Genomic DNA, 18,328 nt, shown 5'->3' with positions numbered 1-18,328 from the left:
ATTTAATGGAGATTGAAATGAGCCAGTCGATCCATCAAGCTACCCGCCGGGGCGTTATGACGGCCGGGCTCGGCCTTGCCGCCGCTGCAGCCATCACCCCATTCGCTCAACCTGCACAAGCCTCTACAAAGCAACCAACTTCGAAAGGTAAGGACACAATGAGCAGCAGCACGATCACCACCAAGGACGGCACGCAGATCTTCTACAAGGATTGGGGAACAGGCCAGCCGATCGTCTTCCATCACGGATGGCCCTTGAGTTCCGACGATTGGGACGCCCAGATGCTCTTCTTCCTTCATCAGGGCTACCGCGTCATCGCCCATGACCGCCGCGGCCACGGCCGCTCCAGCCAGACGGCAACCGGCAACGAGATGGATACATACGCCGCCGATGTGGCAGCACTTGCCGAGCATCTCGACCTCAAGGGCGCCATCCATGTTGGCCATTCCACGGGCGGCGGCGAAGTTGCCCGCTATGTGGCGCAGTATGGCGGTCATGGTCGTGTTTCGAAGGCTGTGCTGATCGGCGCAGTGCCGCCGATCATGGTCAAATCCGAAAAGAACCCCGGCGGCCTGCCGCTGGAAGTCTTCGATGGTTTCCGCGCCGCGCTTGCGGCCAACCGCGCCCAGTTCTTCCGCGATATTCCGGCGGGACCGTTCTATGGTTTCAACCGCCCCGGCGCCGTCGTTTCGCAGGGCGTGATCGACAATTGGTGGCGTCAGGGCATGATGGGCGGCACCAAGGCCCATTATGATTGCATCAAGGCCTTCTCGGAAACCGATTTCACCGAAGATCTGAAGAAGATCGAAGTGCCGACGCTCGTCATGCATGGCGACGATGACCAGATCGTGCCGATCGCGGATTCGGCGCTTCTCTCCTCGAAGCTCCTGAAGAACGGCACGCTCAAGGTCTACAAGGGCTTCCCACACGGCATGGCCACTACGCATGCGGACATCATCAATGCGGATCTGCTGGCCTTCTTCAAGGCCTGAAGCAATCCAAGAGCAGTGCGCCCGCCTTTTGGCGGGCGCTTCACAGCCTGCCGGGTGCTGTTACCGCCCCCACCATTTCAGCTGTCGAGTTTCAACGAGAGCTGAACGGCGCGCGGCAAGGGCGGTAGCGGCCGGCTGATTTCGACACGGCGCGTCCAGGTGGCGCGCCGTTCTTGTTCGCGCTCCCGAAGTGCCTTCGAGACAGCGACAAAGGTCATTGCACGTTCGATGACTTGTTCTGCCTTGGTCATGGAAATCTCCATTTGTTCACTTTATGTTCTCATATTGGACACACAAAGTCAAGCAAGGCAGGAGCTCAGGCCGATTGCCATCGACAGGGCATTCCTTCTTCCCTCAGGGGAGGAACTTGTGGCGCCGGCATGCCCCTATGCGATTGCCCGGCTTCGATGGGCCGAGACTTCGATCGGCCGATTGTTTGGCTGCCTGGATCGCTACTGGCGGCGCAGGTTGATCTCACTGGTAATGATGGATTGGCCGGAGGTCGGATCCTTGTCGATGGTCCTCAGCGTCAGCTGGCCGCTACCCTGTCTGCGGATGATCATATTGGCATTCCTGTCGCCATTGACGAGGCGAGCCCAGTTCACCGCCAGATTGATGACATCGCCCTGCCTGCTGCCCGAAAGCTGCGATGTCGCGCCGGATGGGCCGGTATAGGTGCCGGAATATCGGTTTCCCCGGGCCGTGAGCTGCGCCGAAATCGCACGGCTGATGATGAGAAGGCCGCGGCAGTTCCCTCTCATGGAAATCGAAGTACCCGGTGCGTTGATGTCGAATCCGCAGGAGACATTAATGGGTGGGCTGCCGATTGTTCGAAGCACCTTGCCGGTTCCCGTCCAGCTGCCGTTCAACGGTTCCAGAAATCCACTCTCATCCGCAGCTGCGGGAGCTGCAGCACAAAACCCTGCAAGGATTGCGAGAAGGCATGCCTGTCGGCGCATGGTGAAAGCCTTTTCACGGGAATTGATGGAGAACGCTGCAAAGACATCGACGGTTCCGCCGCAGTCACAGCCAATTGATGCGCTTCAGCACATAAAGGGTAATGACGGAGGTAACGGCGACCAAAGCGACGATGATGACGAACGCCCAGGTGTCGTTGACGCCTGGAATGCCGCCGACATTCATGCCGAAAAGACCGGCGACGACACTCGGAGGCAGGAGGAGCGCAGCGAGCGCTGCAAGCCGGTTTGAGTTGCGGGCGATGCGCTCGCTGATGACGGTGGAAAGGTCGTCGTGCAGAATGCTTGTCCGGTCACGGATCGCGTCGAGATATTCGATGCAGCGCATCAGCTTGTCGATGACCTCGCGCATTCGGAGTTTATCGCGCTCGGCAAGCCAGGGGGCGTCGTCATGTTCGATGCGGGTGAGGGCATCGCGCTGCGGCGAAAGATAACGGCGCAGCTGCACGGCCTGGCGGCGAAGCAGCTTCAGCCGCTCGCGGACTTCGGCTGCTTCGCCATGGAAGATCAGCTCATCCAGCTCGTCCACTTCCTCATCCATCTGATCAAGAACGGGCTCCAGGTCCCTCACGAGCTTGTCGCTGACGAGAGCAAGCAGTTCGCCGGTACGCTTGGGCCCTTTGCCTTTCCCCAGCGCCTGGCGAATATCGCGAAGGGCTGTGATGTAATGTCCTCTGTCGCGAAGCGTCACGACACGGTTCTCGTCCACCCAGGCATGAATGGGCACGAGATCCAGCTCCTCCGCGGCGCCTTCGACATCCTCAGGAGGAGCGGCGCACACGCCGCGAAGGATGATCAGCAGGCCGTCGTCAACCGGCTCGACGCGGGGGCGGGATTCGTCTTCCAGCAGGGCATCGGCGACGAGTGGATCGAAGCCGCCACTGCTCATTACCCATGCTGCCGCAGCATCATGATTACGCTCGAGATGGACCCAGAGAACGCCATCCGCGGGCTTCCAGTTCTGCAGGCCGGCTGCGCCAATCTCGCGACAGCCGCCATTGCCGTCGAGAAGAACCGCGAAACGTATGCCGGGCTCGACGCCGTAGCTGAGTTGAACCTTCTGGCCTGCAATCTCCATCCGCTCCCATCCTCCCCCGAGTATAAAAGAAAGCGAAATCATGCGTCTATTTTTGTAGTTCTAGCACCGCTCGGCTTGAGGCGGAACTGGAGTCTATGGCGGATGCTCGTGTTTATGGGCTTTCAGGGTAAGGCGATTATTCCGCCGCCGCGGCAAGACAGCCGTCGATGATGGTGCGGATCTCGGCGCGGCAGGAGCCGCAATTGGTTCCGGCATTGAGCTCCCTGCCGACGGCTTCCACGCTATGGCAACCGCCCCGAATGGCCGCGACGATCTGATTGACGCCGACGCCGAAGCAGGAGCAGACCGTCGCACCGGCGTCGATCGTATCGGCTCCCGGTCTGCCGGCGATGAGCGCAAACCGTTTGCTGAGATTGCCATGCGGTGCCGAAAGCTGGGCGATCGCCCAGTTTCTGGCCACGGCTACAGGCTGCCGCGCGACGAAGAGAGCCGCAAGCAGCCGCTCGCCATCGAAGAAGGCAAGACGCAGGTCTCCGGAGGTCTGATCGGCATAGCCGAGCGGCTCGAGATCGGCAGGTATGTCGAATGTCATGCGGCACCAGCCGACCCAGTCGTCAGGCGCCAGATCGAATGCAAGTTCCGTCCGCCAGCCGCCATCGGCCCTGGCAAGCGCCCAATAGGCGCTGTCGAGATCGTGCGGCTTTGCTGTTGAGACCGCGAAGCAATAATGCGAGGCCTGGAAGCGGCGGGCGCGGACTGCGATATTCTTCGACGCGGGCTGGCCGGAAATCGGGTCCGTAACGGGAGCGACCACGGCGTCGATACGGGCTTTGGCGGCGAAGCTGTCGTTCCAGTGCATCGGTACGAAGAGGCTGCCGCGCGCCTGCCGCTCCGTCACCAAGGCGCGGACGATCACCTTGCCGTGCGGGCTTTCGATTTCGACCAGGCCGGCTTCGGCGACCCCGATCTCGATCGCGTCGCGCGGATGGATCTCGGCGAAGGGCTCGGCGATGTGGGCCGATAGCCGCGCGCTCTTGCCGGTGCGCGTCATCGTGTGCCAGTGATCGCGAACGCGCCCGGTATTGAGCGTCAGGGGGAAGCGGCTATCGGTTCGATCGGTTGCCGGGGGGGCTATGGCGATGAAGCGCGCCTTGCGATCGGAGTGATAAAATCCGCCATCTGCGAAGAAGCGGGTGATCCGTGGTGCCGCCCCGGCTGGCTGTGGCCATTGGAACGGCGTGAGCGCGTCGTATTCTTCTGTGGCGATCGCTTGATAAGCGCCGATGTCGAAGTCCCGGCTTCCCTCGTTTTCGAAGCCGGAAAGACCTGCGTGCTCGGCGAAGATCTCCGCATTCGTACGAAAGGAAAAGGCTTGGGAAAATCCCATGCGGCGGCCGACTTCGGCCATTTGCCACCAGTCGGGCCTGGCTTCGCCCGGGGCTGCCAGAAACCGGCGCTGCCTGGACATCCGCCGTTCGGAATTGGTGACGGTGCCGTCCTTTTCGCCCCAACCCAGCGAGGGCAGCAACACACGCGCGTGCCGCGTCGTATCCGTCTCGCGCAGGATGTCGGAGACGACGACGAAGGGGCAGGCCTTGATGGCCGCCTCGACGGCATCGGCGTCCGGCATGGAGACGACCGGGTTGGTCGCCATGATCCACAATGCCTTGATGCGGCCGTCGGCGACGGCGCGAAACATGTCGACCGCCTTCAATCCCGGCTTTCCGGCAATCCGCGGCGACTGCCAGAAGCGCTGCACGCGATCGCGATCCCCGGCATTCTCGATCGCCATGTGAGCGGCAAGCATGTTGGCGAGACCGCCGACCTCGCGGCCGCCCATAGCATTCGGCTGGCCGGTCAGCGAGAAGGGTCCCATGCCGGGCCGGCCGATGCGGCCGGTCGCGAGATGGCAATTGATGATGGCGTTGACCTTGTCGGTGCCGGATGAGGATTGGTTGACGCCCTGGCTGTAGCAGGTCACGACCTTCTCCGTCTGTGCAAACAGCCGGTAGAATTCGCGAAGCTGCATGGCGGGCAAGCCCGTCAGTTCAAGCATGCGGTTGAACGACAGGGCGCCGGCGGCGGCGAAAGCCTCGGCAAAGCTGCCGGTATGCTCGGCAATGTAATTCTGGTCGATGGTGTTGCTTGTGATCAAATGCTCGAACAGGCCCAGGAAAAGGGCAACGTCGCCATCCGGCCGGATCGCCAGATGCAGATCGGCGATATCGCAGGTCATGGTCCGGCGCGGGTCGACGACGACGATCTTCATCGCCGGCCGTGCCGCCTTTGCCGCCGCCAGTCGCTGGTAGATGACCGGGTGGCACCAGGCTAGATTGGAGCCGGTGAGGATGATGAGGTCGGCAAGCTCGATGTCCTCGTAAGTGCCCGGCACCGTATCCGAACCGAAGGCGCGGCGATGACCGGCGACCGAGGATGACATGCAGAGCCGCGAATTCGTGTCGATATTGCCCGAGCCGATAAAGCCCTTCATCAGCTTGTTGGCAACGTAATAATCCTCCGTCAGCAGCTGGCCGGAGACGTAGAAGCCAACGGCATCAGGGCCATGCTCGGCAATCGTCTCACTGAAGCGTTTCGCGACCAGATCAAGCGCCTCGTCCCAGCTTGCCCTCTGGCCGGCAATTTCCGGATGGAGCAGGCGTCCGTCGAGGTCGATCGTTTCGGCAAGGGCGGAGCCCTTCGAGCACAGGCGTCCGAAGTTGGCAGGGTGGTCAGGGTCGCCTTTGACGGAAACCTTGCCGTCATGGTCGACCTTGGCGATGACGCCGCATCCGACGCCGCAATAGGGGCAGGTGGTTTTGGTTTCAATGGACATGGATTGCGTCCATGAAGGTTAGAGCCTGGGAGAACACCCCCCTCTGTCCCTGCGGGACATCTCCCCCACAAGGGGGGAGATCACCTGGTGCCGTTTTTGCCGATCTTTCCGTTTTGGCTCGATAAAGGTGACGTCTCGCTCCGGCCAATCTCCCCCCTTGTGGGGGAGATGTCAGCGAAGCTGACAGAGGGGGGGGATTTTTCCCGCGCACCGTCATCGTCACTCCGCCGCCATCATCAGGCTTTCGAGCGCGATGAAAAGCGCGCCGTCCTCGTTGCGGACGGGAATGGTCCGCACCTCGCCCTGGTCGGCTCCAAGTGCCTTGCCGGTTTCGAGCGAGATCACCCAGTTGTGCAGCGGGCAGGTCACGGCTTTCCCGTGGACGATGCCCTCCGAGAGCGGGCCGCCCTTGTGTGGGCAGTGGTCCTCGATGGCGAAGACCTCGTTTTCGGCCGTGCGGAACACGGCGATCTTGCCCTGCGGGGTTTTCACGCAGCGTGCGCCGCGAGGCGGGATGTCGGAGATGTCGCCGATTTCGATCCAATTCATATTCATCTCCTCACTCGGCGGCCTGCGGGAAGCCGACTGTCGCCATCGGCTTGAACTCGTGTTTGTCCTTACCGGAGACGCGCTCGGACCAGGGGTCGACCTGCGCGAATTTCTGGCTGAAGACGAAGCGCTCGTAATAGGCCTTGCGCTTTTCGGCATCACCCATGATCTGGCGGCGGATTTCGTCGAGGCCGATGCGCTTGGCCCATTTGTAGATACGTTCGAGGTAGCGGGCCTGTTCGCGGTACATCTGCGTCAGCGCCACGATATGTTCAAGCGCCTCGTCTTCCGTCTTGACGAGGCCCAGCACTTCCGTGCCCTTGATGTCGAGACCGGCGGCACCGGCGAAGTGGATTTCGAAGCCGCTGTCGACGCAGATGACGCCGACATCCTTGCAGGTCGCCTCGGCACAATTGCGCGGACAGCCGGAAACCGCCATCTTCACCTTCGCCGGCGTCCACGAGCCCCACATGAACTTCTCGATGCGGATGCCGAGGCCGGTCGAATCCTGCGTTCCGAAGCGGCACCAGTCGGAGCCGACGCAGGTCTTCACCGTGCGCAGGCCCTTGGCATAAGCCTGGCCGGAGATGAAACCGGCCTTGCCGAGGTCGGCCCAGACGGCGGGCAGGTCCTCCTTCTGCACGCCAAGCAAGTCGATGCGCTGACCGCCGGTGACCTTCACCATCGGGATCTCGAACTTGTCGACGACATCGGCGATGGCCCGCAGCTCGTTCGAGCTGGTGACGCCACCCCACATGCGCGGCACGACGGAATAAGTGCCGTCCTTCTGGATGTTGGCGTGGACGCGCTCATTGATGAAGCGCGACTGATAGTCGTCGGCATATTCATCCGGCCAGTCGCAGACGAGGTAGTAATTCAACGCCGGGCGGCATTTCGCGCAGCCGCAGGAGGTCTTCCATTCAAGCTCCTGCATGACGGCAGGAATGGTCTTCAGGCCCTTGGCTTTTATCAGCCTTCTGACATCGTCATGGCCGAGCTCGGTGCAGGTGCACATCGGCTGGACGGTGGCAGGATTGTAGCTGTCGCCGAGCGTGATCGACATCAGCTGTTCGACGAGTCCGGTGCAGGAGCCGCAGGAGGCCGAAGCCTTCGTGTGGGCGCGCACGTCGTCGAGTGAGGTCAGGCCCTTGGCCGTGATCGTCGAGGTGATCTTGCCCTTGCAGACGCCGTTGCAGCCGCAGATCTCCGCATCATCCGGCAAGGCTGCAACGGCCGCCATAGGGTCCAGCGGTGACCCTCCCTGATAGGCCTGGCCGAAGATCAGGGTTTCGCGCATATCGGAGATATCGATCGCCTTCTTCTTCAGGTCGTTGAACCAGGCGCCGTCGGCCGTCTCGCCGTAAAGCACGGTGCCGATGATCTTGTTGTCTTTCAGCACGAGGCGCTTATAGACCCCGGCCGCCGCATCGCGCAGGACGATCTCTTCGCGGTCGTCGCCATCGGCGAAGTCGCCGAGCGAGAACAGGTCGATGCCCGTGACCTTGAGCTTTGTCGGCGTGTCCGAGTGTACGAAAGCGGCGCTCGTATCGCCGGCCAGATGCGAGGCGGCCACACGCGCCATCTCGTAGAGTGGGGCAACGAGCCCATAGACCATGCCGCCAACTTCGGCACATTCGCCAAGTGCCATGATCGAGCCGTCCGAGGTCTGCATGCCGTCATCGACGACGATGCCGCGGTTGACGGCGATGCCGGCTTCCTTGGCAAGGCCGACATTGGGACGGATCCCGACGGCCATGACGACGAGCGTGGCCGGGATCACGCGGCCGTCGTCGAGTTCGATCCCCTCGACCTTGCCATCACCGATGATCGCCTTGGTGTTGGCCTTGGTGATGACCTTGATGCCGCGCTCCTCGACGGCCTTTTGCAGGAGATAGCCGGCGGCCGGATCGAGCTGACGTTCCATCAGCGTCGGCTGCACATGGAGAACGGTGACATCCATACCACGCAGGCTGAGGCCGGCGGCGGCTTCGAGACCGAGCAGGCCGCCGCCGATGACAACGGCCTTCTCGCGCGACTGAGCCGCAAGCAGCATGGCCTGCACATCGTCTAGATCGCGATAGGTGATGACCCCACGCAATTCCTTGCCCGGAACCGGAATGATGAAGGGGACGGAACCGGTTGCGATGACAAGCTTGTCATAGCTCTCGGTCACGCCATGATCGGAGGTGACCGTCTTTGCCACCCGGTCGATGGCGACGATCTTGTGTCCCTTGTAGAGGGTGATGCCGTGCTTGATGTACCAGCCGTCGCCATGGATGATAATCTGCTCGAAGTCCTTTTCGCCGGAAAGAACCGGCGACAGCATGATGCGGTCGTAATTGACGCGCGGCTCGGCGTTGAAGATCGTGACCTGATAGAGATCCGGCGCTTTTTCCAGCAGGTGCTCCAGCATGCGCCCTGGCGCCATGCCGTTGCCGATGATGACGAGTTTCTGGGTCATGGTATCACTCCGCGGCTTCAACGAAGCGGTGGCGTTCGTAGAGGAACTTCAGCACGGCCTCGCGGCATTTGAGGTAGGTTCTGTCGGACGCAAGCTCGATGCGGTTGCGCGGCCGCGGGATCGGCACTTCGAGGATATCGCCGATATGGGCAGCCGGGCCGTTGGTCATCATGACGATGCGGTCGGAGAGCAATACGGCTTCATCGACATCATGGGTGATCATCACCATGGTGCTGCCGAGGCGGCCATGGATTTCCATGACGGCATCCTGAAGATGGGCGCGGGTGAGCGCATCCAGTGCCCCGAAGGGCTCGTCGAGCAACAGGATCTTGGGCTGCATGGCGAGCGCGCGGGCAATGCCGACACGCTGCTTCATGCCGCCGGAGATTTCCGAGGGACGCTTGTCCTTGGCATGTGCCATCTGCACGAGATCGAGGTTGCGCATGACCCAGTCATGACGCTCGGCCTTACTTTTGGTGCCACGGAACACCTTCGAAACGGCGAGATTGACGTTCTCGTAGACGCTGAGCCAGGGCAGTAGGCTGTGGTTCTGGAAGACCACGGCCCGATCAGGACCCGGTGAGTTCACCTCGCGGTTCTCAAGCAGCACCGCGCCGGCAGAGACCGGCGTCAGGCCGGCAATGAGGTTCAGCAGGGTGGATTTGCCGCAGCCCGAATGGCCGATGATCGACACGAATTCGCCCTTGTCGATGACGAGTTCGATGCCCTTCAGGACTTCGGCACGCTGGCCGCCGCGGTCGAAATACTTGTCGATATGATCGAGCTTCAGATAGGCGCTCATCCTGTTCTCCTCAATTGCCAGTCACGCCGCGGGTCACGACAGCACCAAGGCCTGCGACCAGACGGTCGAGGACAAAGCCGGTGATGCCGATATAAGCGAGCGCGACGATGATGTCGGGCAGGCGCGACGAGTTCCACGCGTCCCAGATGAAGAAGCCGATGCCGACACCGCCGGTTAGCATTTCGGCGGCAACGATCGCTAGCCAGGAGAGGCCTGCGCCGATGCGAAGACCCGTGAAGATGTAGGGGGCGGCCGCCGGCACCATGATGCGGAAGAAGAATTCGATCTGGTTCAGCCGCAGCACCTTGGCGACGTTGCGATAATCCTGCGGAATGTTGCGAACGCCGACCGCCGTGTTGATGATGACTGGCCAGATCGAGGTGATGAAGATCACGAAAATCGCCGACGGGTTGGAATTCTGGAAGGCCGCGAGCGACAGCGGCAGCCACGCCAGCGGCGGCACGGTGCGCAGTACCTGGAAGATCGGATCGAGCCCACGCATCGCCCAGACCGATTGTCCGATCACCGCACCGATCAGCACGCCGGCAACGGCCGCAAGGCCGAAGCCATAGGCGACGCGTTGCAGCGAGACGAGCACGCGCCAGGCAAGCCCGATATCCTGCGGTCCATTATAGAAGAACGGATAGACGATGAGGTCGTAGCTGTCCTGCCAGACCTGCGAAGGCGGCGGCAGGCTTGCGCCCGGCTGCTCACAGAGCAGCTGCCAGATAGCGAGCAGAAGCACCAGGACTACCAGGGGCGGCAGGACGCTGCGCAAGACCGAGACGGCGATACGACCTGGATCGATGCGCCGAGCCGGGTGGACCGCCAATGTCACGACATGGCTCTTTGCGGGAGCAGGCGCTTGCGCAACGGCGGCTTGCTGTTTGCGGGCGGTTACGGACATTGAACGAATCCTTTTTGGAAGAGAGTGCCGACCATCACGACGCCACCTTGATCGAGAGGCTTTCGAGATAGGCAGTGGGGTTTTCGGGATCGAAAACCTTGCCGTCGAAGAAGGTCTCTTTGCCGCGTGAGGTCGATGCGGGAATATCGGCTGAGGCAACGCCGAGATCCTTGGCCGCGTCGCGCCAGATATCCTGGCGGTTCACCTGGCCGACCAGCGTCTTGATGTCGGTATTGGGAGCGAACTTGCCCCAGCGAATGTTTTCGGCAATGAACCAGGCGTCATGGCTATGATAGGGATAGGAAACGCCGCCCTTCCAGAACTTCATGTAAAGATCGGTACCCTTGGCGATCCGGCCGTTGCCGTAGTTGATGTCGCCCTTGAGGCGGCCGATTACATCCTTTGGCGGCACGTTGAACCATTGCCGCTTGCCGAGGATGGTCGCCATCTCCTCCTTGTTATCCATGCTGTCGCACCATTGCTGGGCTTCCATGACCGCCATCAGCAGGGCCTTGGCGGCATTCGGATTCTTCTCGATCCAGTCTGCGCGCATGCCGAGCGCTTTTTCCGGGTGGCCCTTCCAGATTTCGCCGGTCGTACAGGCTGTAAAGCCGATCCCCTGATTGACGAGCTGCTCGTTCCAAGGCTCGCCGACGCAGAAGACGTCCATGTTGCCGACCTTCATGTTCGCCACCATCTGCGGCGGCGGCACGACGATGGTCGAGACGTCCTTGTCGGGATGGATGCCGCCGGCGGCCAGCCAATAGCGGATCCACAGATCATGCGTGCCGCCCGGGAAGGTCATGGCCGCCTTGATCTCTTTGCCTGCGGCTCTTTTCGCATCGAAGGCGGCTTTCAGCCCGGATGCGTCAAGCTGCACGCCGGTTTCCGCATATTCCTTTGCGACCGAAATGCCCTGGCTGTCGTAATTGAGACGCGCGAGGATCGCCATCGGCACGGGCTGGTTGTTCTGCGTTACGTTGCCGGTGTGTATGAGATAGGGGAGCGGCGAGAGAATATGGGCGCCGTCGATGCCGTTTGCCGCCCCGCCAAGCACGAGGTTGTCGCGGGTTGCACCCCAGGATGCCTGCTTGGCCACATCGACGTTGGAAAGGCCATGCTTTTCGAACAGGCCTTTTTCCTTGGCAATGACCAGCGGCGCGGCATCCGTTAGCGCGATGTAACCAAGCTTCACATCCGACACTTCAGGTCCGGCGGTTGCTGCGAAGGCGCCGGAGGGGAAAGCCGTCCTGACGGCGCCGATCAGGGCTGCCGTGGCGGATGTCTTCAAAAGGTTTCGGCGCGTAATACCACCGGACAGGATCTTCTTCACTTGCAGTTTCCCCTTGTTTTGCTCGTGACGCGTGGATTTTGGACATAAAAAAACGCCGCTCGGTCGATGCAGCCCGGGACAGGAAGGAAATCCTCGGGGCAAGAACCTTGCGACGTCGATGTCTTTGCGAGCGCGTTATCAGCGCATTGCGTGCTTCGATCGCCGTTGACCGAAGCGAAACTAGATAAGCAAGCTGCGTGCCAGTTTTCGATATTGTTGTTAATGCACTGAAATCATGTAATTATTTCAGTTAATACCGGCCTTGGCTGTTTTGTGTGCGAATGCTGAAGCTGCTAAAATTTTGGGCGGATGGTTGCCATCCTGCCTGGAACCCTGCGTTTATTCTGTGCAGTGCAGAGCCGCCGACTAAATATCGTCGGCGGAAAATTGCGCCGCACTCGTCGTCTTCACCGCGAAGCCGTCGATATAGCTCGCCAGGTCTGCGGGATCGAAAACGTGACCGTCCATGAAGCGGTCGCCATCCCTGTCGCCCTCTATGCGGATATCTGCGTCATCGGGCGAGGCCTCGTTTCCAAGGGCTAGCCGGTAGAGGTCCGATCGATAGGCGGAAGCCGCCATCGCCATGTTCTGCTTGGAAAGCGCGCTTTGCCCCCAGCGCACCATCTGGCTGAATATCCACAGGGCCAGGCTCGGGCGCGGGTAATTGGCGAAGCCGGCATGAAAGCTGAAATATCGGTCGATCACCCGCCGATTGCCCTTGGCGTCGAGATTGAACTCGCCCGCCAGCACGTGGCGGATAATGCCGACAGGCGCTGCGATATAGCGCTGATCGGCAAGTGCTTCGGCAAGGGCATCATGATTTTCTGCTTTGTCGCACCAGCGCGCTGCCGCGTCGAGCGCCACGATGAGGCGCGAAACGATTTCGGGGTGGCTTTCTGCCCATTCCGGGCGCATGCCGATCACCTTTTCCGGCGCCGAGGGCCATATGTCCTGCTTGGCGGCAACGATGCGGCCGACGCCACGCTCGGAGGCGACCATGTTCCATGGCGCGCCGACACAAAAGCCGTCGATTGCTCCGGCCGCAAGGGCATCGGAAGTCAGCGGCGGCGGTACGACGACAAGCTTCACGTCCCGGTCGGGATCGATGCCGCCGGCGGCCAGCCAATAGCGGAACTCGTAGTTATGCGATGAGAACGGATAGGTCATGCCGAGTGTCGGCGGCTGCTCGCCGCGTGCTTTCATCGTGCCGACCACCTTTGCGAACGCCTGCGAATTTTCCAATGCGCTGGCGTGGTCGGAGAGGCCGGTGTCGTTGCACATGCGCTCGAAGAGCCGTGTCGACAGCGTGATGGCATTGCCGCCGTTGCCGAGCGAGAATGGCGTAATCGTCGGCGAGGGATTCGAGCCGAGCCCCAGCATCGCCGCGACCGGCATGGGCGAGAGCATATGGGCGATATCGAACTGACGAAAGGCAAGCCGGTCTCGGATATTGGCCCAGGAAACATCCTTGATGAGATCGAGCGCGATTCCCTCCTTGCGCGCGAAACCGAATTCCGCGGCCGCGATCAGAACTGAAGCATCGACCAGTGGAATGAAGCCTGCACGCAGTGTGCGCGGGCCTTCGCTTGCAATTCGCGCAGGCGCGGCAGGGTTGCTACTGCCTGCCTTGCGAGCACTGGCGAAATGGGCTGCCTGCATTCTCATGTTCACTCCGATGTCTCCCATGCGCGCGTGGCGGACGAGGTTGGTCTCAGCGCGCTCACATCAGCAATCCCGCTGCCGTCACGACGCTTTGCGCGATCTCGGACATTTTCTTCTTCTCGTTCATGGCCGTCTGCCGCAGCAGCGCAAAGGCCTCATCTTCCGAAAGTCCGCGCATCTTCATGAGGATGCCCTTGGCGCGCTCGACGATCTTGCGTTCCTCCAGCGCCGACTTGGCCTCCGCCAATTCCCGTTGCAATCGGCTGAAGGCGTTGAAGCGGCTGACCGCCATATCGAGGATCGGCTTGACCCGCTCCTTCTTCAGACCGTCGACGATATAGGCCGAAACGCCGGCCTCGACGGCTGCTTCGATCGAGGCCGTATCGGAGCGGTCGACGAACATGGCGATCGGCCGGCCCACGGTTCGCGTCAGCTGAAACAGATGTTCCATCATGTCGCGGTTCGGATTTTCAAGATCGATGATGATGACATCAGGGTGAAGTGTCTCGATCGTGCGCGCCACGCCCTGCACTTCATGGATGACCGTCACCCGCGCATGACCAGCCTCCCGCAGGCCTTCCTCGATGATCGAGGCCCGGATGGTGTTTTCATCGATCACAAGAATGGTCAGATCGAGACGGCTCATGCCATCTTTATGGCGCAATGCAGCAAGGCGAACAAGTGTTGCTCGCTGAAATATTGGGCGATTTAAAACATAGCCTAAATATTGGGCTACTTCGACCTGTTCTGACTATTTCCTCATCAACGCTGCCAATAGGCGGCTATGCTGAACGTGCCGGGATCCCTGGCGATCTCGCTCTTGACGAAAGCGCGGACGGCACGGGCCTGCTTCTGTTCGCACGCGGCCCAGACAAAGGTCTCCGGATCGGCCGCAGGCACGATGTCGCGCAGAATGCGTTCAAGCGTATCGGTCGTCCCGGCGGCCGCGCCGTTGCGATGCAGCCAGCTGACATCCATCGATGCGCTTGATGTCAGCGGCTGCTCTTCTTGCTTGCCGGCGACCTCGAGAAAGATCCGCAGCTCGGCATCGGCAGGCACGGAGGCCGCGATGCGGGCGATGGCCGGCAGCGCGGTTTCGTCGCCGGCGAGGATGAGCTTGCGCGCTGTCGGCACGCCGCCGCCGCCGGGGCCGATGAGGCCGGCGCGATCGCCCGGGCGGGCAGTCATCGCCCAGTTCGCTCCAGGAACGTTGTCACCTTCATGCACGACGAAATCGATGTTCATCTCGCCGCGGGCAAGATCGATGCTGCGGATTGTATAGGCGCGGATGGTCAGTGCATCATCGCCCTTCGGCCAATGGATGCGGCCGTCCGGCTCCGTATGCGGCCAGACCGGCTCGCGACCCTTCGGTGGAATGAGCAGGCGAACATGCATGCCGCCCTCGACGAAATGCCCGGCATCATCGGTCGCGACGACGACGCGGCGCATATGCGGGGTGATATCGTGGGCATCGGCGACCCTGATTTGGCGGAAGTTCGGTATGGCTGATGGTTGTGGCCCATCGGCCCAATTGAGGGCGAGCGTGTTGCCGGTGGAAAGTTCGAACAGGTTTTCGGCGACCATGCTGCGGATCGTGAAGAGCATCGCCGCTGTCGGGCAGCGCAGCTTGATGTCGAGGCGATCGCTGCTGACGGCGATGTCGGCGCTGCCGATGACGGTGTCGAGGCGGGCTCCGGCCTCGCTCCGCGTGATAGTGACATGCTCGGCAAACCGCGCGCAGAACTGATCCAGCAGCAGGCCGGCATCCTTATGTGTGGCCACGCCGGAAGCGGTGAAATCCCTGGCATGCATCATTGCTTAGTCTCCTTGCGGGTCAGGAACCAGATGAGATAGGGGCCGCCGATCAGGGCTGCGAACAGACCGACGGGAACCTCGTAGGGAAAGATCACCATTCGCGACAGCCAATCGGCCAGCACGAGCAGCATGGCGCCAAGCAGCAGGCTGGCCAGCAATTGCTTGACCGTCTCGCGGAAGCCGATAAGGCGGGCCAGATGCGGCGCGATCAGCCCTGTCAAACTAAGCGGGCCGACGAGGAAAGAGGGGATCGCGGTCAGGAGGGCTGCCAGTACCGCCAAAGTCAACCGGCTTGCCGCGACCGACAGGCCGACGGAGCGGGAGACGTCGCCGCCAAGCGGCAGGATGTCGAACCACCGCCGCAGGACGGGCAATGCCGGTATGAGGAGGGCGGCCGAAATGACACCGGTCCAGGCCTCGAAGGAGCCGGCGCGGTTGGTGGAGCCCGACAGCCAGCTCAGTAGCAGATAACCGCGCAAGTCGCCACGCGAAAGAACGATCGTGACGATCGCCATCGACAGCGCACCGATCGCAATGCCGGAGAGCAGCAGACGCTCCGAACCAAAGCCGCCGCGAGCGCTGAATGCCATGATGGTAAGGAATGCAATCAACGCTCCGAGCGTCATCGCCGTGATGGTGATGGCGGGCGAGGGGAAGACGAACAGGAAGAGGGCCGCCGTCAGTCCGGCGCCACCGCCAGCACTGACGCCGAGGACCTCGGGGCTTGCAAGCGGATTGGCGGTCAGACGCTGCATGATGAAGCCGGCTGCGGCCAGCATCGCGCCGGCAGTCGCTGCAACGATAGTGCGTGGCAGGCGAAAAGGCAAAAGCTCCGAGAACCGGCTGCCGAGCGCCACCTGCCAACCCTCGATGCCGCGTCCGACCGACAGAGCAAAGACCAGCAGAAGAATGAAGCCGACGGCGAGCAAGACAAGCGCCCGCCCGGGAGCGGCAAGGTTTCGCCGTGCCGGTGGGATGCCATCGGCGTGCGGTGCGCTGCGCGAATGCAGGCGCGGCAAGAGTAGAAACAGGAGCGGTCCGCCGAGAAGTGCGGTCGCCGCCCCTGTCGGGGCGAGATCGGTAAATCCCGGCGACAGAAGCTGGACGACGCAATCCGTAAGGAACAACAGCCCGGCGCCGGCAAGCGGCGCGGCAATCAGCAGTTGCCTGGTGCCGCGTGCACCACAAAATCTTGCCAGATGCGGCGCTGCAAGGCCGAGAAAGCCGATGATGCCGACTTGCGCCGTCACCGAGGCTGCGAGCCAGACGGCGAGTGCCAGAACAGTAAAGCGCATGCCGTGCAAGGCCAGGCCGAGGCTCTTTGCGCTATTATCGTCCAGGCTCATGACCGTGAGCGGGCGAACGAGTAGGAGGGCTGCTGCAAAGCCAATAGCAAGGCGAGGGACAAGCGTGACGACGCCATCCCAGCTCTGCTGATTGAGCGCGCCCGCACCCCAGATAAAGACGGACATGGCGTATTCGCCACGTGCAAGAATGATGGTGACGCTGAGTGCGGTCGCGACCAATGTCACCATCATGCCGCAGAGTGCTACAGTCACCGGATCGAGGCTGCGACGCCAGCTCAGAGCAAGAACGATCAGGACAGCCGCAAGCCCGCCGGCAAAGGCGGACATTTCCCGCGGCAAGCCGAGGAGAAGCGGAAAGAGGCCAACGGCGATCGTCATCGCCAGCTGCGAGCCGGCGGCGATCCCAAGGGTCGATGCATCGGCGATCGGGTTGCGCAAGATCCTTTGCAGCAGAGCGCCGGAAAGGCCGAGCGCTGCGCCAGCGATGATCGCGATCGCCGAGCGCGGCAGCAGGCTATCGATGAGCAGGATGTGATTGAGCGCTGCAGCATCGGGCGTATCCGCGGCAAGCTTCGGCCGCAGGAAGACGAGCGCCGCAAAGGCAAGGATGCAGACGGCAGCAAGCAGGGTGGCATTGCGCATCAGCGGCCTATCCCCGCCAATCATGTCTCTGGCAATCATGCGGCGATCAGCCATTCCATGCACGGGCGAGCCCTCCCGCAAGCAGATCGGCGAAGCGCTCCGCTGCGGGCAGCGCACCATAGGGATTGATGGAGCCGAGCAGGAGAACGCGGCCTTGCTGTACCGGCGGGAGCGCCTTCCAGAATGCGCTTTGCCGGAGTTCGGCCAAGGCTTCGGCGGGATGTGGCGGGATCAGGACGATCCACGTGTCCGGTATGGCGGCCAGCCGCTCGATGCCAACGGGCGCGGTCGCCGAATAGCTCGTGAGGTCCGGCCAGGCATTGGCAAGCCCGGTGCGGGCCAGGACCTCTCCGAACATGCTGTCGGAGCCGAAAACGCGGAAATGCCTGGCGTCGCCGAGGTTGATCGGCAGGATCGGGCGATGATCGCCCTTGCCGAAGCTGACGCGATAGGCCTCCAGCTTTTGCCGCAAGGCCTCGACGAGCGCACGGCCGGTCGGAAGCTCGAGCCGCTCTGCGATCGCAAGCGTCATCTCTTCGGAAAGCCGGTAGGGGCTGGCTCCTGGCCGATAGACGGCATGGCTCTCGACCGGGGCGATCAGGCGCAGGCGATCGTCGGCCCAGGCATAGAAATTGGAGTTGAGGATCAGCTCAGGCTTGGCGGCATAAAGGACCTCGAAATTCGGCGTTCCGCGCAGCCCGAGATCGGCGACATCAGCGGGAATAGCCGGCGTGACGGCAAGGTCTCGGAACTGCAGCAGCTCGGTGCCGGCGACCACATTGGCGCCAAGCGCCAGTAGGGTTTCCAGAATGGCCCAATCGAGCGTCGCGACACGTCGGCTCGTCGTGGCGCGCGCTGGCGTCAAACCGATAAGCGCAGCGGCACCCGTCATGGCTAGCAGTTGCCGACGTGATAGCCTGTGAGCGCTTCTTGCCGTCATGCTGGCGTCGCCTCTGGTTTCAAATCGGTGCGGGGATTGCCTTGCAGCAATCCCCGGTTCCTTGCCATC

General features: G+C 62.0%; 15 protein-coding genes. 1 reads left to right on the top strand and 14 read right to left on the bottom strand.

Annotation, left to right across the window (positions count from 1 at the left end):
* Window positions 1-158 precede the first annotated feature (158 nt).
* Entirely contained in the window at window positions 159-992 is an 834-nt protein-coding gene (locus FHT84_RS22335; protein WP_112342326.1) for an alpha/beta hydrolase, read from the top strand.
* A 77-nt stretch (window positions 993-1,069) separates the two neighbouring features.
* On the opposite strand, the gene FHT84_RS22330 is transcribed toward FHT84_RS22335, so the two are convergent.
* From FHT84_RS22330 to FHT84_RS22265, 14 genes are all read right to left on the bottom strand, one after another.
* Window positions 1,070-1,243 (bottom strand): hypothetical protein, encoded by a 174-nt coding sequence (locus FHT84_RS22330; RefSeq protein ID WP_015342656.1) that lies wholly within the window; start codon window positions 1,241-1,243, stop codon window positions 1,070-1,072.
* 201 nt (window positions 1,244-1,444) lie between these two features.
* A complete protein-coding gene (locus FHT84_RS31775; RefSeq protein WP_348647368.1) occupies window positions 1,445-1,753 on the bottom strand; it encodes a hypothetical protein in 309 nt (102 codons plus the stop codon).
* 262 nt (window positions 1,754-2,015) lie between these two features.
* Window positions 2,016-3,047 carry a zinc transporter ZntB gene (locus FHT84_RS22320; protein ID WP_112342324.1) on the bottom strand — a complete coding sequence of 344 codons (1,032 nt, stop codon included), beginning with the start codon at window positions 3,045-3,047 and terminating at the stop codon, window positions 2,016-2,018.
* Window positions 3,048-3,183: 136 nt separating this feature from the next.
* Entirely contained in the window at window positions 3,184-5,841 is a 2,658-nt protein-coding gene (locus tag FHT84_RS22315) for a nitrate reductase (protein ID WP_145644626.1), read from the bottom strand.
* Window positions 5,842-6,060: 219 nt separating this feature from the next.
* Window positions 6,061-6,396, bottom strand: coding sequence for a nitrite reductase small subunit NirD (gene nirD, locus FHT84_RS22310; protein WP_112342322.1), 336 nt, complete (start codon window positions 6,394-6,396; stop codon window positions 6,061-6,063).
* A gap of 4 nt (window positions 6,397-6,400) precedes the next feature.
* Window positions 6,401-8,851 carry a nitrite reductase large subunit NirB gene (gene nirB / locus FHT84_RS22305; RefSeq protein WP_112342321.1) on the bottom strand — a complete coding sequence of 817 codons (2,451 nt, stop codon included), beginning with the start codon at window positions 8,849-8,851 and terminating at the stop codon, window positions 6,401-6,403.
* A 4-nt stretch (window positions 8,852-8,855) separates the two neighbouring features.
* Window positions 8,856-9,653, bottom strand: coding sequence for an ABC transporter ATP-binding protein (locus FHT84_RS22300; RefSeq protein WP_183764048.1), 798 nt, complete (start codon window positions 9,651-9,653; stop codon window positions 8,856-8,858).
* Between the two features lie 10 nt (window positions 9,654-9,663).
* A complete protein-coding gene (ntrB, locus tag FHT84_RS22295; RefSeq protein ID WP_112342319.1) occupies window positions 9,664-10,560 on the bottom strand; it encodes a nitrate ABC transporter permease in 897 nt (298 codons plus the stop codon).
* Window positions 10,561-10,594: 34 nt separating this feature from the next.
* Complete coding sequence (locus FHT84_RS22290; RefSeq protein WP_183764051.1) at window positions 10,595-11,893, bottom strand: CmpA/NrtA family ABC transporter substrate-binding protein; 1,299 nt, start codon at window positions 11,891-11,893, stop codon at window positions 10,595-10,597.
* A gap of 366 nt (window positions 11,894-12,259) precedes the next feature.
* Window positions 12,260-13,558: a CmpA/NrtA family ABC transporter substrate-binding protein gene (locus FHT84_RS22285; RefSeq protein ID WP_245430361.1), complete on the bottom strand. Its 1,299-nt coding sequence runs from the start codon at window positions 13,556-13,558 to the stop codon at window positions 12,260-12,262.
* Window positions 13,559-13,613: 55 nt separating this feature from the next.
* Window positions 13,614-14,201: an ANTAR domain-containing response regulator gene (locus FHT84_RS22280; RefSeq protein WP_112342316.1), complete on the bottom strand. Its 588-nt coding sequence runs from the start codon at window positions 14,199-14,201 to the stop codon at window positions 13,614-13,616.
* A 116-nt stretch (window positions 14,202-14,317) separates the two neighbouring features.
* Entirely contained in the window at window positions 14,318-15,370 is a 1,053-nt protein-coding gene (locus FHT84_RS22275; RefSeq protein WP_112342315.1) for a siderophore-interacting protein, read from the bottom strand.
* Window positions 15,367-17,319: a Fe(3+)-hydroxamate ABC transporter permease FhuB gene (fhuB, locus tag FHT84_RS22270; RefSeq protein ID WP_245430349.1), complete on the bottom strand. Its 1,953-nt coding sequence runs from the start codon at window positions 17,317-17,319 to the stop codon at window positions 15,367-15,369. Before fhuB ends, FHT84_RS22275 begins: the two co-directional genes overlap by 4 nt.
* A gap of 46 nt (window positions 17,320-17,365) precedes the next feature.
* Window positions 17,366-18,259, bottom strand: coding sequence for an ABC transporter substrate-binding protein (locus tag FHT84_RS22265; RefSeq protein WP_112342314.1), 894 nt, complete (start codon window positions 18,257-18,259; stop codon window positions 17,366-17,368).
* Window positions 18,260-18,328 lie beyond the last annotated feature (69 nt).

This window comes from Rhizobium sp. BK289, assembly GCF_014193575.1.
GTDB classification, from domain to species: Bacteria; Pseudomonadota; Alphaproteobacteria; order Rhizobiales; family Rhizobiaceae; genus Rhizobium; species Rhizobium tropici_C.
This window is presented reverse-complemented; position numbering and strand designations above follow the sequence as displayed.

Excerpts from the sequence above, each read along its gene's own strand:
- FHT84_RS22275 (WP_112342315.1), bottom strand. The coding sequence starts at position 15,370 with ATGATGCATGCCAGGGATTTCACCGCTTCCGGCGTGGCCACACATAAG.
- FHT84_RS22285 (WP_245430361.1), bottom strand. The coding sequence starts at position 13,558 with ATGAGAATGCAGGCAGCCCATTTCGCCAGTGCTCGCAAGGCAGGCAGT.
- FHT84_RS22335 (WP_112342326.1), top strand. The coding sequence starts at position 159 with ATGAGCAGCAGCACGATCACCACCAAGGACGGCACGCAGATCTTCTAC.
- FHT84_RS22315 (WP_145644626.1), bottom strand. The coding sequence starts at position 5,841 with ATGTCCATTGAAACCAAAACCACCTGCCCCTATTGCGGCGTCGGATGC.
- ntrB (WP_112342319.1), bottom strand. The coding sequence starts at position 10,560 with ATGTCCGTAACCGCCCGCAAACAGCAAGCCGCCGTTGCGCAAGCGCCT.
- FHT84_RS22320 (WP_112342324.1), bottom strand. The coding sequence starts at position 3,047 with ATGGAGATTGCAGGCCAGAAGGTTCAACTCAGCTACGGCGTCGAGCCC.
- nirD (WP_112342322.1), bottom strand. The coding sequence starts at position 6,396 with ATGAATATGAATTGGATCGAAATCGGCGACATCTCCGACATCCCGCCT.
- nirB (WP_112342321.1), bottom strand. The coding sequence starts at position 8,851 with ATGACCCAGAAACTCGTCATCATCGGCAACGGCATGGCGCCAGGGCGC.
- FHT84_RS22265 (WP_112342314.1), bottom strand. The coding sequence starts at position 18,259 with ATGACGGCAAGAAGCGCTCACAGGCTATCACGTCGGCAACTGCTAGCC.
- fhuB (WP_245430349.1), bottom strand. The coding sequence starts at position 17,319 with ATGCGCAATGCCACCCTGCTTGCTGCCGTCTGCATCCTTGCCTTTGCG.
- FHT84_RS22300 (WP_183764048.1), bottom strand. The coding sequence starts at position 9,653 with ATGAGCGCCTATCTGAAGCTCGATCATATCGACAAGTATTTCGACCGC.
- FHT84_RS31775 (WP_348647368.1), bottom strand. The coding sequence starts at position 1,753 with ATGAGAGGGAACTGCCGCGGCCTTCTCATCATCAGCCGTGCGATTTCG.
- FHT84_RS22280 (WP_112342316.1), bottom strand. The coding sequence starts at position 14,201 with ATGAGCCGTCTCGATCTGACCATTCTTGTGATCGATGAAAACACCATC.
- FHT84_RS22330 (WP_015342656.1), bottom strand. The coding sequence starts at position 1,243 with ATGACCAAGGCAGAACAAGTCATCGAACGTGCAATGACCTTTGTCGCT.